Here is a 16,235-nt window from a genome sequence, read left to right on the forward strand (position 1 = left end):
AATTTGATAAAATAACATCTCAACTTTGAGGTGTATATGAATCTAAAAATCAAACGGTTAGACCATCACGGTATTGTTTCAGGTGTTATAGAAGACTTAAAAATTGTCAGCCTTTTAGATCAATACTTACCTCAAGACGATAAACAAGAAATCACCCCCGGTGAAGCTGTAAAAGGCATGATCATGAATGGACTCGGTTTTGCCAATCGACCTTTATCACTCAGCCCTCAATTTTTTACTAACTTGCCTCTTGAACATTTATTTCGTGAAGGGGTTCAAGCATCACATTTTAATCGTCACAAACTTGGTAGAACTCTCGATCAATGCTTCGAGTTTGGCTGTGAAAGCTTATTTTCATTAGTCTCCGGACAAGCATGTGAAATAGAACAAGTTGATAAAACCTTTGAATCACTTGATACAACGAGTCACTCACTGACAGGTGAATATGCTTTTGATGATGGAGATAGTGATGAAAACGTCATTAAAATTACTCATGGCTATAGCAAGGCTCACCGTCCTGATTTAAAACAAGTCGTACAAGAAATCATTGTTAGCCAAGATGGTGGGATCCCGCTTGCATGTAAAAACTGGGATGGTAACAGCGCAGACACCGCTATTTTTAAAGCGCGAAGTAAGGCGCTTGTTGACGAGTTCAAAAAAAGCCAAGCTCCTAAATACCTTGTGGCAGACTGTAAACTTTATCATAAAAGTAATGCTGAGTTTTTAACCAAAATTCAATTTCTCACGCTAGTACCTTCAACAATTTCTCTTGAAAAATCCTCTATAAGTACAGCCATAGCAGCCAACCAATGGGTTAATATTGATGATAACTATCAATATGTTGTTGAAGAGATTGAGCATATGGGGATAAAGCAAAGATGGATGATTATTTATTCAAAAGCAGCTAATAGCCGAGCACAAAAAAGCATTGTTCGACAAGTTGAGCGAGCACACACAGGCATCAAAAAAGACCTCTTCCATTTACAAGCTCAACGTTTCGCTTGTCAAACTGACGCACAACGCGCATTAGATAAATTAGCGAAAAAGATGAAGCATCATCAAATAGCGACTCAGCAATTTATTAAGCATAAAGTCTATGAAGGTAAAGGGCGACCTAAAAAAGATGCGCCAGTAAAAAATATTGAATGGCAAATCACGGCAGAAATTGAAGAAAACGAAAGCGCAATAAAACAGATTGTAGAACAAAAGTCATGCTTCGTATTAGCAACGAATATTGATAAAGAAGCCCTTTCACCAGTAGGTTTACTTAAGCATTACAAAGCACAATCTGAAGTAGAAAAAGGGTTTAGGTTTTTAAAAGACCCCTTGTTTTTTGTTTCATCATTATTTATCAAAAAGCCAAGTAGAATAGATGCTCTGTTGATGGTGATGACACTTTCATTGTTAGTTTATTCAATCGCGCAAAGACGAATGAGAGCGAATATGAAAAAAGAAAAAGCCACGATAGCGAATCAAATCAATAAAGAAATATCTAACCCAACATTACGTTGGGTCTTTCAGTGTTTTGAGGGAATTAATCTACTCCAGCAAGGCGACAAAATCAGCTTGGATGGTTTTGATGAGTTCAGGGAAAAGATAATAAGGCTCATTGGTGGACATGCGTTGCATTTATATAAAATCCAAAAAGTTGCCTAGGGGTCTGATCAATGCCTGTTTTATTTGAAGTGTGTACCGAATTATTGCACCTTCTGGTGTTTTAACTGTTACCAATTTAGGTTCAGGGTGTGCAATATTGCACGAAGGTATTTTTCTACCTCCAAATGATCTTCCTTTGCCATTGTTACGCATATAAAATTGAAGCTGATTGTTATAAAAAAAACTGGATTCCTGCCCCCTAAACCCTAATGTGTCTATTCCTTCATATTCCCAAGTTGTTCTATTTGGAAGAATCACTTTATTTAAATAACCATCACTAGCGTTATAACGATACTCCCAAACTCTATTGTTTACAGAAGCTGATACAGGCCTTTTTTTATTGTTAGCAACTTCATAGCTTATATCAATTTTTCTACCATCAGATGAAACAATGCTACTTAGATCCCCATCTTCGTAATTATAAATTACATCATTACCATATTTATCCTCGATCTTTGAAACCATTAGTATTTTCGTATAGGTCCTTGGCATGTGAAGATTTGGTATAGCTCCATTGTAATAGGTTTTTACTTCATTGAAGGTATAGGTAAAACCATTTGGAGCTGAAACAACGATTCCTTCTTCTCCGTCGGCATTGTAGATACAACCTAGTACTTTATAATTGGATTTAGTAATCTGCTTTTCTGCAGAGTGACCATAGGTATTCAAAAACCTCTGTGTTGTAACATTAGGAATATGTAGAAGTTTACCACTCCAGAAATTACTTGGTGGAATACCATCATCCATAGTTACTTCAAATGCAGTCTCTGCTGAAGCAGTACAATTTTCTCCTTTATACCAACCAGAAAGGCCAAAATCCCATTGTCCTTTACCACCGGATAAAAAGTTACCTTTAATTAACGGTATATCCCATTTCCAACCATTTGGTCCACCCGTATCTAGGTCATCAGATGGTATCCACCTTCTTAACTCAACTGGAATCTGTGAGTTTCCCTTAAGAGAAACATCTGTAACAGAAAAAGTAACTTCACCCGTAACCGAATTATACGAATCAGAGCCATTATTAAAGACATATTTTGCTGGAAAAACTTGTTTAATTAAATCAATTTGTACTTCTTCATCAATACCACCATTTATTCCTAACCCATAAGATTTTGTACAGTATAGAAAAAATAAAAACAAAAATTTTATATAACCTTTCATTTTTCATTTCCTTGTGTTTCTTCAATAGGCGAGCCCAACAAATCCGTATGCATAAATATAATTTTTTTTGTATTTGCTGGGGAACTAACCGTATAAACGGCCTCTTTTATATCACTAGATACTGAACCGCTCTTAGTTGCAAACACACATAATTGACGACTAGAGTTAATAAAAAGAGGTGCTACATAGGTAAGCCAATTATTTACATTGGAACAATCAGACGCGAGAGATACCCAAGCGTATTTCATTACTGCTTGCTGAGCATTCGTAATAATTATTTTATCTGTTGGAATAATAGTGCCACCATTCGGTGATATAGAAGGAGTGGATAACTTAGTTTGGCGATTGATTAGAGGACTATATAAATACGCAGAATAAACAGAACGATCAGTAAAGGTATCTATTCTTTTAGCTCTCACTCTAAATTTAACTGCTGAGAAAGTAGACATATTGTACAAGTAATTATTGTTAATTGTACTGCCCAGTAATCTATAGTTATTACTAAGCTCAGCAATTTCAACGTCTATACTGTATTTATAATTACTTTCTCTTGGAGCAGAGAACAATTCAGCTGGTGGTGGGAGATTAGGCGGGAGTGTAATTACTCCATCATTAGGATACCAATTCCATAAAATGCGCAAAGAACCATTATTTTCTTCATACCTAAAGTTACTAGGAGTTGGAACCAACGAAGGGGCTGGTATTGCAGGATCGATAATAGCTCCTTTCGAATCTGCCACACAAGATAATGCCAACAAAGCAGCTATTAAAAACCTCATTTAAAAATCTTTATATTAACTCATAGCTTAGTTCTTAAGGAACACAGACCGTGTGACTTCCTATCTTAAAACGGCAAATATCATTGTTTTTCTCAATGCTTTGCCGCTTACAATTTACCGCTAGTAGCTCAAATACACGATGTATCTTATGGCTGCACCGTGTTTGTTCTATGCAATCCAGAATATCATCCAACCAAAGATAACTGCACTTACTCGCTCTAAATGTCGAGATCGCACACTTAAATATCGTCGCTGCACTATGGCAGATAAAACGCTTGATAAGTGTTTGCAGTATACTCAGCCAAACCAATGATTCGGCAATATGAGGATCTCGTGTGATGAACCCTTTAAGGTTATTCCATGACTTTAGTTCTTTGAAAAACAACTCAATTTGCCAACGAGTTGCATATATATCGAGTAGCTCGTCAAAGCTAAACTGTGCCTCTTTTAAATTAGTAACAAGGAAAACGGGGCGCTTTTCATTCGGTAAATAGATAAGCCTGTACTCGGGCCCATTTTTCTTCCAACGTACTGTTAATTCAAGTGGTTGGCTTGCGAATTTATCGAGTAACGTTTTGATTTTAATGTTCTTTTCTTTAAGTTCTATACCCGCGCAATAAGCTGATGTAACGATTGGGTTAATGTTTTTATTTGCTCTGATCAAAAAATATCCGCCATCTTGAGCTACTTGCTCAAAGTAATCTAAGTCAAAATACCCAGCATCAGCAAGTAATAACGTATCTTCAAGTGTGTGGCTACCTGGTAAAAAGGCGCGCTCAGTTTCAACATCAGGACGAATATCTATTTCGCAGGGTTGTTCATTAAATAGGTCATAGGTAACGTGCAACTCAATTGCGGCAGGACTTACAGCAGTAAAACGACCAGCAAAAACCTGCGCTAATTCATCATGTAGAGCAAATGAAGAACCATCTTGCAATAACACTCGCTGTATTCCTCGCTGGGTAAAAAAGGTTTTATCCAGCGTGTTTACAGTCAATTTAGACATCGCTTGAATAACGAGCTCACGGACAAGCTCAGTCAAGGCTGGTTTTCGAATTTGATTATGAAAGGGTTTATAACTTATCGTGCAATCAGCCTGCGTTCGCAAGTTTTGATGGATATCTGACAAGTTAGCGTCTTGCAGGCAAGATAAGCTTTTAAATACGGCTTTGAGCAGAGAAACGATCGACAGGCAACGGTGTCGAACTTGAAATCCAGAGGTTTTTGCAAGCTCAATGAGGTGTTTTTCTGAGATAAGGGCTTTTAATTGGTTTGAAACTTGGTTAATCTGCATGTGAACTCTGTTTTTAGTCATGTTTTTATTGGCGTAACTATTTGATCATTAACAGAGTTCAACTTCAAGTTTTCTTAAGATCCAACCTATGTATATTAACTAAAATTAAACATATAGTGCACCTTTATAGGTACTTAGTAAATAAAAATATCAAGTAAAAATGTATTCTCTTACTTAGAATAGTTACAGGAAATGAACTCCCCCGATCCAGGGCTTCCGAAGGTCAAAAACCTTTACGCCTTTTGCGGCTGGATATTTAACCCAAAGAGATTAAAAACTTTTTATTAGAAAATATTTTATTATACCAATTCGCTTAATTAAGTGAGCTATTTTGAGGTAAGAAAATCGTGTCAATAACAAGGCAAAAATTTAGTTATGTAGTTTATCTATATCAGAAATTTTTAACGCAGTTAACGCCAAGTATAACCTAGGGCAAGGGCATGAAAAAGTCTATGCGTTCAATACCTTTTCAAGGTACACTGTACTGCTAATAGCTTTTAGCTGATTAAATGTGATGTGTCTCAGCCCCGCAAATACAGGTGCTGCGCCTAATTCGGCAATCATCTTCTTTAAATCCGACATCTAAACGCCAATGTAATTCATTCTTTATTTGCCAATGTTGCCGTGCTGACCTCGCGAGCTCTTCCGCCGATAAATACGCAGAACCAATATAGTACCTATAGCATAAGTTATTGCTTGCCTTTTTCTTTCCTGTAAGAAACTACAACGCCCACTGTCTTTGCATCTTTCCAGCCGTTTGTTTCTGATAAGTCACTCACTTTATGGCTAACTGCACAGCATCTAAATTCTTCTCTATTTTTTTGATAATCGGCTTCATTAAACAACACCTTCGGACGCTTGTCGTGTAACCTCAGGTAATAAAGCACTCTCTATTTGTGATAGCAGCCCTTTATGGTTAGCTTTCACTGCAAGTAGGTAATCGGCTTCTTTACTAACTATTTTTTCTGCAATTTATTTTTGGCACCCCATCCCGTCAATAGCAACTACATCGCTATGAGTTAATTTAGAACAGCTGACGTGGTCAACTAAATTCAGTCACCCTAGTTAAGAAACCATATCTAATGTTTCGATTCGTTCTTCAAAGTCATTTGGGCTTTGATAATTTAAGTACGAATGTAAGCGACGACTGTTGTACCACATACAGATGTAATTCATTACATCCTGTTGAGCCTCATAACGCGTTGGGTAGTTTTTCCAATGCACGCGCTCTTGCTTCAAACTACCGAAGAAGCTTTCTGCAACAGCATTATCCCAGCAACAGCCTTTCTTACTCATGCTACCAATGAAGTCATTTGACTTGAGCAATTTACGATATTGGTGGCTTGCATATTGAACCCCTTGATCTGAATGGATAATTAACCCTGTTTTGGGCTGGCGTTGCCACATCGCCATAGTCAGTGCGTCACAGACAAGCTGCGCTTTCATTCGTGAGCCCATGCTCCAACCAACGACTTTTCGCGAATATAAATCAATCACTACCGCCAGATACAACCAACCTTCTGCAGTCCAAACATAAGTGATATCTTGTACCCAGGCTTGATCAGCTGCTTCAACGTTGAAGTTTTGCTCAAGTACATTGGGATAAATAGGCTTATTATGCTCACTATTCGTTGTCACTTTGTATCTCTTTTTATAACGCACCCAGACATTTGCCTCTTTCATTAGCTGTGCTGTTTTGTAACGACTCACCGGAAAACCGAGTGCATTTAAGACTTTCTGAATACGCCTTTCACCGTAAGTATTATCACTGAAGTGCGCTATGTCCTTGACACAATCAATCATTTCTTGATGTGTTGGATCCTCTGATTTAGTTGAGAATCGCTTTTGATAACTATAGTAATTGTTACTTTTTACACCCAGTATTCGGCACATTGTCGCCACAGGCCAGGTCTTCTTGTATTGGGTTATGAACGAATATTTCACTTCGTTTCTTTGGCAAAGAAGACCGTCGCTTTTTTTAATATTTCACGCTCCATTTCTAGGCGTTTCACTTGCGCTTTTAGCTCTCTGATCTCTTCTTGCTCAGGGGTTAAATTACCGTTCCCTCTAAAAGCATGCCCATCATCATTTTCAGCTTCTTTTATCCAGCGACCAAGCATGTTGGGATTTACCCCTAAATTTCTAGAGGCTTCTGCTTGTGAGTAGTTTTGCTCAACAACTAATGCGATAGCATCAAGTTTAAATTCTTTGGAATACTTTTTACGTTTTGTCATTATCGATCTCCAGTTAAGTTGATTATCTCTTAACTGGGGTAGTCGAATCCATTAAACCACGTCAAGCCTTTCACCCAAGAAGAAAAAGACGCTTGAAACTGCGTCATATCAATGCGACTAATTACAAGAGCGATTGTGTTATGCCGAGGGATGATCCTTAAAAGGAGTATAAGAACATACTTTTAAGTCAAGGTTAAGTTCGTGATCTTGCCCTGGGTATAAACCCTCAAATTGAGTAAATATTTTTGAAAATTGATATTAAAAAACACATAAAAAAACCCCGCTTGTTTTTACACAAGCGGGGCTCCACACTAATTTTTTACTCAAGAATAAAAGCGCCGATACTGTGGGCGCTTTGCATCATTGAATTTAATTTTACTGATTAACTACGCTTTTAAGCGGGTTAATCGGCTGTGCGTTATCGTCTAGTATGTTCATATCAAAATCGAACTCATCTACACGAATTGCTTTTTCACGTTTGATGTTGTAATCAATTAACTGAACGTGTTCAGCTTGGGTAATTACGTTCGCCGCTAGTGCGTTATCAAGCGTAATGTTAAAACGTGCACCTGGTTTAGTTACTTTAGTACGTAGTGCTTTTTTAACTTTAGCCAGCTCGCCAAGTGATGCCATTTTAGCTTTGTAAGCTTGCTCATTAATATGATGACCATCGCCCTCAACTGGCTTAACTAAATGCGTAATTTGCGCTTTAAATGCGGTATCTAGCTGAGCTTGCTTAGCTAGTTCGCGGATTAAATCATCGCTAATTTTTGGCATTTTAGTTGAGTAGTTCATTGTAATGAAACGAATAAACTTACGTGTACCACTTGCAGGGAAGTTATCTAAACAAAATAAACTAGACAGCCACTCTAATTGCGCAAACAAAACGGTGGCAATTTAATTTAATTTAATTGTAACTATTCACCATGGTAAATTATTTTCAAAGGATCTTTTTTAACTATTGACCGATCCCGCCAGTATGCCAAGCTAGGGCTATGACCTAATAGCCCTAGCTTCAATGAATTTAAACAGCATCAACATCGACGAAATCGTTGAGAAAACCAAAGCTCAATTACAAGAAGGTAAAACTCTCACGCCTGCGCTGAAGATGTCTATTGAACTCATTCTGGTTGTCGTTGTTATGTTAGCAAGTAAATTAGGACTTAACAGTAACAATAGCAGTATCCCGCCATCAAAAGACATCAACCGAAAAAAACAAAACAAAGAGAAATCAGCCAAGTCAGCGGGTGGTCAAAAAGGCCGTGCAGGTAAAACACTAACCCAAACACAGACGCCTGATGAGATCAAAATCATCCTAGTTGAACGTGATTTTTTACCGAAAGGTCACTACCGTGAAATTGGCTTTCAAAAACGACAGGTTGTCGATATAGATATCAGGAAAGTGGTCACTGAATACCAAGCACAAATTCTGGAAAATGAGCAAGGTAAGCGTTTTATTGGTGAATTTCCAGAAGACGTTAACAGTCCTATTCAATATGGGGTTGGTGTAAAAGCCCATGCAGTTTACCTATCCCAATATCAATTACTCCCTTACAACCGCATTGAAGAATATTTTTGTGATCAACTCGGTATTCCAATCAGTGCGGGTAGTTTATTTAACTTTAATGAACAAGCAGCGGCCTTGGTAAAGTCCTCCGGCGCAGAAGCCGCGCTCAAGAAAGCCCTGAAAACGACTTATCAAGCCTTACACGTTGATGAAACGGGGATTAATATAGGTGGTAAACGACGATGGCTTCATGGTGCATCAACGACGTGGTGGACGTATTTTTACCCGCATGAGAAAAGAGGGAAAATAGCGATGGATGACGCCGATATTTTACCTCACTTTACTGGGGTACTATGCCACGACCACTGGAAACCGTATTATCAATATACACAGTGCCAACATGCCTTGTGTAATGCACATCATATCCGAGAGTTAGAAAGGGCATGGGAGCAAGACGGTATGCAATGGGCAAAGGATTTGCAAACCCTACTGACTGAAATCAATAAACATCAAATAGATAACCCCGAGCTAGATGCAGACACAAAAGCTCACTATATAGAGAAATATCAACAAATATTGGCTCAAGGTGACATTAAATGCCCTCCACCGGATAGAAACAGCCGAGTAAAAGGCCAGCGGGGCAGATTGAAACGAACAAAGTCTAGAGCGTTGTTAGAGCGGTTAAGAGATTATCAAGATGATGTCTTACGGTTCATGACGGAAACAGCGGTGCCTTTTAGCAACAACCAAGGTGAGAATGATATTAGGATGACCAAGGTTCATCAAAAGATATCTGGGTGCTTCAGAAGCATGCAAGGTGCAGAGATGTTTTGTTTAATCAGAAGCTACCTCTCGACTTGCAGAAAACAGCATGTATCAGCAAGCCTAGCCCTTGAATTACTCTTCAAAAATCAGTTACCTGATATATTTATTGAAAATGTGGCTGAATAGTTACAAAATATTTAGCTTTAATAATGATCAAAAAAAATTAGATTTAAAAATAGCTCTAAAAAATAAAAATTATTACATCAGAGCTCTTAAAATTTACGACAATATACTCTATGTAGGTACAGATAATGGACTTTTTACGTATAATTTAAAAACACAAAGTCTGGCGCCGCTGACAATTCACCAACCTAAAAAAACAACAGTTGACAACAATGACATCAAGTTTTTAACAATTGATGATGACTTAGGGCTGTTAATTGGCACTGTGGAAGGAATGTATCGCATTGCATTTAACACCACTAAACAGATTGATCCTACCCAGATTACCACTCTTATTGCTGATTATAATATTTGGGATTATGCGAACACTGTATATGGTGAGTTTATTGCAACTGAAAGTGGTTTGTTTCAATATCACAGAGACACAACCCAATTAGAATTCATTTTAAGCTTTGATAAAAGCAAATTTAACATCACCGAAAATACAATAAACAATTTAATGCTTGATAGATCAGGTATACTTTGGCTCGCGTCTCGAACACAAGGCGTACTTACATGGGCAACTCAGACTCGTAGATTTAAGCAAATTACCTTACCTAAAAACAATACCATAAATAAAATTTATCAAGATAAAAATAACATTCTTTGGTTAGGCACCAACGATGGTCTAACTCGCTACAACTTAACAACAAAAGACAGTAAAACATATTTGCAATCAACTGACTCTAAAGCGGTTTATGGTGAATATTCCGTATACGACATTTTTCCTTCTCAGCTTGATGATAAGTACCTCTGGTTAGTGCGGTTTAATGGACTGGATCTATTTGACAAAAGCACCGGCAAAATTATCGAAAAAAGAAACCAGAAAAAAAGTGGCGTGAATGGTGAGAATTTATATGGGTTTTCCCCTTTCAGCTCCGATGTTTTTACCTATATGTCTAGTGAAAACTTTTATATCTATAGTGGAAAAACAGGAGAAAGCAGAGTAATCAATGGATTGAAAGACAAAGTCAACCCTCTAAAGGCTTATACATTTCACCAACCATTGAAATCGCATCCTAAAGAGCTGCTATTGAGCACTGCAAAAAGACTATATCGCTATAATGAGAAAACGCAAAAGCTCACCACTATTTTTCAATCGAACAGCACTAAAGATAATGTTTTTCATACAGTAGAAAATATTTACCTTGATGAAGCTCGTGAGGTAATCCCCCCATTTTTAATGGAGGCTATCTGTAGAATTTTCGTTGTTTAACTTTTCCAGTTTTTGTATGGGTGTTATGCCACCTATGCCCATGTTAGGGCGTTCATTATTATAAGTCCATAACCAATCGGTTGCTTTATCTTGTAACTCACTAATATCACTGTAAATATAATGACTTAGCCAGTCATACCTAACCGTGCGATTAAACCGCTCTACATAAGCATTTTGTTGCGGGTTACCTGGTTGAATAAATCGTAATTCAATATTATTATTTAACGCCCACTCTGCTAATTTATGGCTAATATATTCAGGCCCATTGTCACACCTGATAGCTTTTGGCTTACCACGCCATTCTATAATTTGATTGAGTGAGCGGATAACACGCTCAGCGGGGAGTGATAAGTCAGCATCTATTGTGAGTCCTTCGCGATTGAAATCATCAATCACATTGAACAAGCGACACGCTCTGCCATCCGATAATTGGTCGTGCATAAAATCCATTGACCAACATTCGTTAATGGCCTCAGGGACAGTCAATGGTTCAGGCTTCTCCCTTGTTAGACGTTTTCTAGGCTTTATTCGCAGATTCAACTCAAGCTCACGGTAAATACGATAAACGCGCTTATGATTCCATGTGTAGCCTTTAACATTGCGTAAATATAAAAAACATAAACCGAATCCCCAATTACGCTGACATTGGCTTAAATCCAATAGCAACGCTGCAATTTTCTCATTTTCATCAGACAGTTTTGGCGTATAGCGATAGCATGTTTCACTTATCATGAAAGTACGACAAGCTAAGGCAATACTCATTTTATTTGTGCTAACGACTTCATGAGCCAAGACTTTGCGCTCAGAAGCCTTTACCACTTTTTTGCCATTGCCTCCTGAATGACCTCAGATTTTAGCCGCTCTTCTGCATACATTTTCTTTAAACGGCGATTTTCATCTTCAAGCTCTTTCATTCGTGTCATTAAAGACGCATCCATGCCGCCGTATTTAGCGCGCCATTTATAAAAGGTTGAGTTGCCCGTACCATGTTCACGGCATAGCTCAGGAATAGGCACGCCGCTTTCTGCTTGTTTTAAAATGGCAAGGATCTGACTGTCTGTAAAATGTGCTTTTTTCATAATTTTCTCCTGTGTTTACAATAAGAGAAAATTCTACGTTTGGCATCTATTATTTTTCGGGGGGATTACCGTGATACTTTGTGGCTAGCTACCACTCAGGAAGGGCTAATTGGTGTAAACCCAAGTACGTATCAAAGAAAACATTATATAGGCTTAAAAAACACACTGAGAACTGATTCTATCTATTCGTTGCTTGCAGATGATCACAACGGATTTTTATGGGTTAGTAGTAATAATGGTTTATATCAACTCAATTTAGATACGCTTAATACTAATACTTACACAATAGAAGATGGTTTAAGTACAAATGAATTTGAGCCAATTTCAGCCGTTAGACTGCAAGATAATCAGCTCGCATTTGGCAGTAACTCTGGACTACAGGTCTTTGATCCATCTGATTTTATCACTACCAGTTCAAAGAGTAGCCTTGAAATTACTGATATAGACCTATTTTCAAAAAGCCTAAGTTATTATCCAAATGAATACATTAGCAAGCCATTAATGCTTAGCCATAAAGATATGGGCCTGATGATTAGCTTTTCTATCTTTGATTATCAAAACAAAGACAAAGTACGTTATAAAGTCACTTTATCAGGACCAACCTTGCTTACCTATGATGATTTAAAAGTAAATAAAGTCTTTTTTACTAAATTACAACCCGGCGATTACTCTCTCACTGTATCGGCATGAGTTATTGTCAAATCTGGTGTATGAGCTCATCTTGATGCTCTGTTTGATCTTGAGTTATTCTTTCGCCGTCTTTAAATTTTACCCCTGTAATTACTTCAGCCAGTAGCTTAAATCCTCGCAAGCGGTACCATTTTTTCTCTGCCGACTGCGCGAGTTTAAAAACCATCATTAAGGTGGTTGTCCGGCTGCCACAACTCTTCACTTTATGCGTTCTCAGCCTTACCGTCGCAAACGTTGACTCTATCGGATTACTCGTTCTTATGTGCATCCAATGCTCAGCAGGATAATCATAAAATGCCAGCATTTCATCTTTATCCTTCATCAAGCAATCCGTCGCTTTTGGGTATTTGACTGAGTAATTTTTAACAAATAAATCATACGCTTTATAAGCAGAAGCTCGACTCTCTGCCATCCAGATATCTTGTAAATTCGCTTTGATTTTAGGTTGCATTGATTTCGGCACTTTGTTTAGCACATTCGCGATTTTATGCACCCAGCAACGTTGATGTTGGGTTGTTGGCCATACTTTGGTGAGGGCATTCCAAAACCCCAGCGCACCATCCCCTATGGCCAATTTTGGTGGTATTGTTAGACCCTGTGAGCGCAGTTGATTTAACACTTCAGTCCAGCTCTGCTCAGACTCACGAACCCCGTCAACCACCGCCAATAGCTCCTTTCTGCCCGTTTCATCTACCCCCATAATTACCAGTAAGCACAGCTTATCATCCATTCGAATTTTACTGTAAATCCCATCGGCCCAGATATACACATATCGACGTTTAGCCAAGGAACGTTTAGACCACTGCTGATACTCCGTTTCCCAGGTGGATTTCAACCGAGAGACACTATTGGCCGACAAACCTTTGGCTTGCTCGCCTAAAAGAGACACTAAAGCGGGCTGCATATCACCCGTCGAAATTCCTCGTAAATAGAGCCATGGGATCAGCTCTTCGATATTTTTTGTCCGTTTCAGATAAGGCGGGATCAAGGCACTATTGAATTTAATGCCTTCCTTTTTTCGATCCCTGACTTTAGGTATTTTGACCTCAATATCACCAAGGCCTGTTTGGATCGTACGCTCAGGCTGGTGACCATTTTTGACGATCCGCTGAAGTCCCTCGACGGTCTCATGCTGGTATTGAGCCAATAAAACAGCCAACTCAGCCTCAATCGCTTGAGCTAACAACTGCTGCGCCCCGCTTTTAAGCAACTGCTCTAACGGATTGTCTGGTTTTTCAATGGAAATAACATTATCATTTTCAGTCATTGCGATGTCTCTCTGGTTAATTGTTGATCCGGTCAAGATCAATTAACAGATTACATCGCAATGACTTTTTCTCATACACCAGAAACGACTATAGCTCTATCGGCATACACCAGAGATGGAGTTAATATAAGCATACCAAAAACATTCAACTTTAATGTAGCGTATGCCCCTTGGCAATCACCTATTGCCTATACTGCCTACTTATTCGGTATTATCATCATTTTGTCTTTACTTTTTTGGCAGTATCGCAGTCGCCAAATTGTGATTGGAAAAGCTCACAGAGCGACGATCGATTCGCAAAAGCAAACTGAGCTTGCGCTTAAAAATAATAAAAGCGGTGTATGGAACTATTACTTTAAGGATAACTCTGTAAACACACAACGCGGAAAAGAGCTAGGTTATTTAGACTTACCTAAACGTATTCAACTAGATGATTTTTTAGCCTTGATACATCCAGATGATCGCCGACGAATTGAGGGGCAATTACTTTCATATGCTCAGCAAAACGATACGCTAAGCTTGCAAAATAATTGGCAAGCTACATATAGATTACGCCATAAAACAGGTCATTGGTTATGGTATCAAGACCTTGGCCAAATTGTGTATAAACCACAATCCTCTGAGCCTTTGTATATTTCAGGTATTTATACAAACATTACAGAGCAGCGAGCCAATGAACAACAAGCGGCTATTCTTGGTCAGGTTTTTAGTCAAATAACCGATTGGCTATTGATTCTTGATGATCAACTTATGCCTTTTTCAGCCAATAATAGCTTTATTAATACATTTTCAAACAAAAAGTCTATTGCCGAATTAAACCCTAAACTTTTCATTAAAGCGATAGGTAAAGCCAAGTGTAAAGAATATTCAGCAATATTAAAGGCGTTAAAGCCAACACAAAATTGGCGTACAGATGCCTATATCAACACAGCAATAAACAATGAACATCCTATACATATAAGTGTTACAGCAGTAGCAAAAGGCACCAATGACGTAAGCTACTACGTTGTCGTTATTTCTGATTTAACCGAACAGAAAAACGCAGAAAACGAGCTTCGCTATCTAGCAAACTTTGATCCCCTAACACGCTTACCAAACCGTAGTTTAATGCATCAAAAAATAGAAAAAGCGATTAATCATGCAGACAAAAGTAATAAGCAATGTGCACTACTATTTATCGACCTTGATAAATTTAAACCCGTTAATGACTCATTTGGGCATGCCGTAGGCGATAAGCTACTTTGTAATATTACAGAACGCGTAACAAAAATACTGAGTAACAAAGCAACACTTGGCCGCCAAAGTGGTGATGAATTTTTAGTACTGATAAAGCATGTAGATTCACTAAAGTCGCTTACTGAGACAGTAAAAAAAATTAGCCGCGAATTGGCAAGCAAAGTCATTATTGAGGATTTCTCTATCAATATATCTGCCAGTATTGGTGTTGCCCTTTATCCATTCGATGCTATAAATGCAGATCTACTGATCCGAAATGCTGATGTTGCAATGATGCATGCAAAGCAAGCTGGCAGAAATGGATTTAAATTTTTTAGTGAAGAAATGAATGAAAAAATAAAACAAAAGCTTATTCTTGAAAATGATTTAAAAGATGCCGCAAAAGACAATCGGTTTTTTAATCATTACCAACCTATAGTTGATATAAAAACAAAAACTATAAATGGTGTAGAGCTACTGATGCGCTGGGATAATAAAGGTCAATTAGTGTCACCTGCTTTATTTATCCCTATCGCAGAAGAAACAGGATTAATAGAAAAACTTACAGAGCAAGCAATGAAACGAGCACTTATTGAGCTCACTCCAATTCTGAACAATAACCCATTGTTTTATATTTCTTTAAATTTATCACCTAAACATATTTTAAAAGCGAATATAACTGAGCGGCTACTCTACATATTAGCAAAATCACAAATACCACCAAGGCAGATCAGGCTTGAAATTACAGAAAGTATTTTACTTGAAGACAAATTTAAAGCAGCTAAACAATTACAAAACTTAAAAGCAGCTGGTTTCAAATTACTGCTTGATGACTTCGGCACGGGTTACTCGTCATTAACGTACTTAAGTCAGTTCCCTATAGATGTAATTAAGATTGATCAAAGTTTTGTTAATAGTATTGGTATTGATAAAGACGACGAATCTATTATTAAAACGATATATTCGTTAGCTGAAAACCTAGAGCTTTATTGCATTGCAGAAGGTGTTGAAACACGAGAGCAAATGATATTTTTAGCAAATATAGGTTGCCATGTACTACAAGGGTATTACTTTGCAAAGCCAATGAGCGCTAAAGAGTTACACAAAAATAGTTGTTTTGAAGAAATCTTGGGGTTGATTTAATTTT

The 16,235-nt window shown here is 37.9% G+C and carries 11 protein-coding genes and 2 pseudogenes; 5 read left to right on the plus strand and 8 right to left on the minus strand.

Translation table 11 applies throughout. The annotated features are described in order from the left end of the window. The first annotated feature begins 36 nt into the window (after positions 1-36). Complete coding sequence (locus AC0VZ4_RS22270) at positions 37-1,656, plus strand: IS1634 family transposase (protein WP_475439728.1); 1,620 nt, start codon at positions 37-39, stop codon at positions 1,654-1,656. Here AC0VZ4_RS22270 and AC0VZ4_RS22275 read toward each other — a convergent pair. The 6 genes and pseudogenes from AC0VZ4_RS22275 to AC0VZ4_RS22300 all read right to left on the minus strand — a co-directional run. Further along, positions 1,630-2,820 carry a hypothetical protein gene (locus AC0VZ4_RS22275; protein ID WP_475442173.1) on the minus strand — a complete coding sequence of 397 codons (1,191 nt, stop codon included), beginning with the start codon at positions 2,818-2,820 and terminating at the stop codon, positions 1,630-1,632. The genes AC0VZ4_RS22270 and AC0VZ4_RS22275 overlap by 27 nt on opposite strands. Beyond that, on the minus strand, positions 2,817-3,599 hold the full coding sequence (locus tag AC0VZ4_RS22280) for a hypothetical protein (RefSeq protein WP_475442174.1): 783 nt from the start codon (positions 3,597-3,599) through the stop codon (positions 2,817-2,819). The genes AC0VZ4_RS22275 and AC0VZ4_RS22280 overlap by 4 nt, the downstream gene beginning before the upstream one ends. Before the next feature lie 34 nt (positions 3,600-3,633). Beyond that, positions 3,634-4,893 carry an IS4 family transposase gene (locus tag AC0VZ4_RS22285; protein WP_475441313.1) on the minus strand — a complete coding sequence of 420 codons (1,260 nt, stop codon included), beginning with the start codon at positions 4,891-4,893 and terminating at the stop codon, positions 3,634-3,636. Positions 4,894-5,343: 450 nt separating this feature from the next. After that, positions 5,344-5,475, minus strand: a complete 132-nt coding sequence (locus AC0VZ4_RS22290) for a hypothetical protein (protein ID WP_475442175.1) — start codon at positions 5,473-5,475, stop codon at positions 5,344-5,346. A 483-nt stretch (positions 5,476-5,958) separates the two neighbouring features. Further along, a protein-coding gene (locus AC0VZ4_RS22295) for an IS3 family transposase (protein ID WP_420713787.1) occupies positions 5,959-7,127 on the minus strand; the annotation gives its coding sequence in 2 pieces (ribosomal slippage) (positions 5,959-6,881 and positions 6,881-7,127; 1,170 coding nt in all). 375 nt (positions 7,128-7,502) lie between these two features. Next, positions 7,503-7,973 (minus strand): annotated as a pseudogene (locus tag AC0VZ4_RS22300) (acyl-CoA dehydrogenase domain-containing protein); the annotation flags it as partial. 172 nt (positions 7,974-8,145) lie between these two features. On the opposite strand from AC0VZ4_RS22300, the gene tnpC reads away from it, so the two are divergent. Both tnpC and AC0VZ4_RS22310 read left to right on the plus strand, forming a co-directional pair. Further along, a complete protein-coding gene (tnpC, locus tag AC0VZ4_RS22305; protein ID WP_475439674.1) occupies positions 8,146-9,585 on the plus strand; it encodes an IS66 family transposase in 1,440 nt (479 codons plus the stop codon). Next, complete coding sequence (locus tag AC0VZ4_RS22310; protein ID WP_475442221.1) at positions 9,572-10,837, plus strand: ligand-binding sensor domain-containing protein; 1,266 nt, start codon at positions 9,572-9,574, stop codon at positions 10,835-10,837. Before tnpC ends, AC0VZ4_RS22310 begins: the two co-directional genes overlap by 14 nt. On the opposite strand, the gene AC0VZ4_RS22315 is transcribed toward AC0VZ4_RS22310, so the two are convergent. Beyond that, a protein-coding gene (locus tag AC0VZ4_RS22315) for an IS3 family transposase (protein WP_475442176.1) occupies positions 10,802-11,916 on the minus strand; the annotation gives its coding sequence in 2 pieces (ribosomal slippage) (positions 10,802-11,664 and positions 11,664-11,916; 1,116 coding nt in all). The two genes, AC0VZ4_RS22310 and AC0VZ4_RS22315, sit on opposite strands and share 36 nt — an antisense overlap. Before the next feature lie 78 nt (positions 11,917-11,994). Between AC0VZ4_RS22315 and AC0VZ4_RS22320 the strand changes: the two genes are divergently transcribed. Beyond that, positions 11,995-12,606 (plus strand): hypothetical protein, encoded by a 612-nt coding sequence (locus AC0VZ4_RS22320; RefSeq protein WP_475442177.1) that lies wholly within the window; start codon positions 11,995-11,997, stop codon positions 12,604-12,606. A 7-nt stretch (positions 12,607-12,613) separates the two neighbouring features. On the opposite strand, the gene AC0VZ4_RS22325 is transcribed toward AC0VZ4_RS22320, so the two are convergent. Then, entirely contained in the window at positions 12,614-13,873 is a 1,260-nt protein-coding gene (locus tag AC0VZ4_RS22325; protein WP_475439694.1) for an IS256 family transposase, read from the minus strand. 87 nt (positions 13,874-13,960) lie between these two features. Between AC0VZ4_RS22325 and AC0VZ4_RS22330 the strand changes: the two are divergent. Next, positions 13,961-16,231 (plus strand): annotated as a pseudogene (locus tag AC0VZ4_RS22330) (sensor domain-containing protein); the annotation flags it as partial. Positions 16,232-16,235 lie beyond the last annotated feature (4 nt).

This window comes from Pseudoalteromonas sp. QJM3NY_22 (genome assembly GCF_056173065.1).

What these genes read in the sequence shown, in the direction of transcription:
- AC0VZ4_RS22270 (WP_475439728.1), top strand. Translation starts at nt 37, where the DNA reads ATGAATCTAAAAATCAAACGGTTAGACCATCACGGTATTGTTTCAGGT.
- AC0VZ4_RS22275 (WP_475442173.1), bottom strand. Translation starts at nt 2,820, where the DNA reads ATGAAAGGTTATATAAAATTTTTGTTTTTATTTTTTCTATACTGTACA.
- AC0VZ4_RS22280 (WP_475442174.1), bottom strand. Translation starts at nt 3,599, where the DNA reads ATGAGGTTTTTAATAGCTGCTTTGTTGGCATTATCTTGTGTGGCAGAT.
- AC0VZ4_RS22285 (WP_475441313.1), bottom strand. Translation starts at nt 4,893, where the DNA reads ATGCAGATTAACCAAGTTTCAAACCAATTAAAAGCCCTTATCTCAGAA.
- AC0VZ4_RS22290 (WP_475442175.1), bottom strand. Translation starts at nt 5,475, where the DNA reads ATGTCGGATTTAAAGAAGATGATTGCCGAATTAGGCGCAGCACCTGTA.
- tnpC (WP_475439674.1), top strand. Translation starts at nt 8,146, where the DNA reads ATGAATTTAAACAGCATCAACATCGACGAAATCGTTGAGAAAACCAAA.
- AC0VZ4_RS22310 (WP_475442221.1), top strand. Translation starts at nt 9,572, where the DNA reads ATGTGGCTGAATAGTTACAAAATATTTAGCTTTAATAATGATCAAAAA.
- AC0VZ4_RS22325 (WP_475439694.1), bottom strand. Translation starts at nt 13,873, where the DNA reads ATGACTGAAAATGATAATGTTATTTCCATTGAAAAACCAGACAATCCG.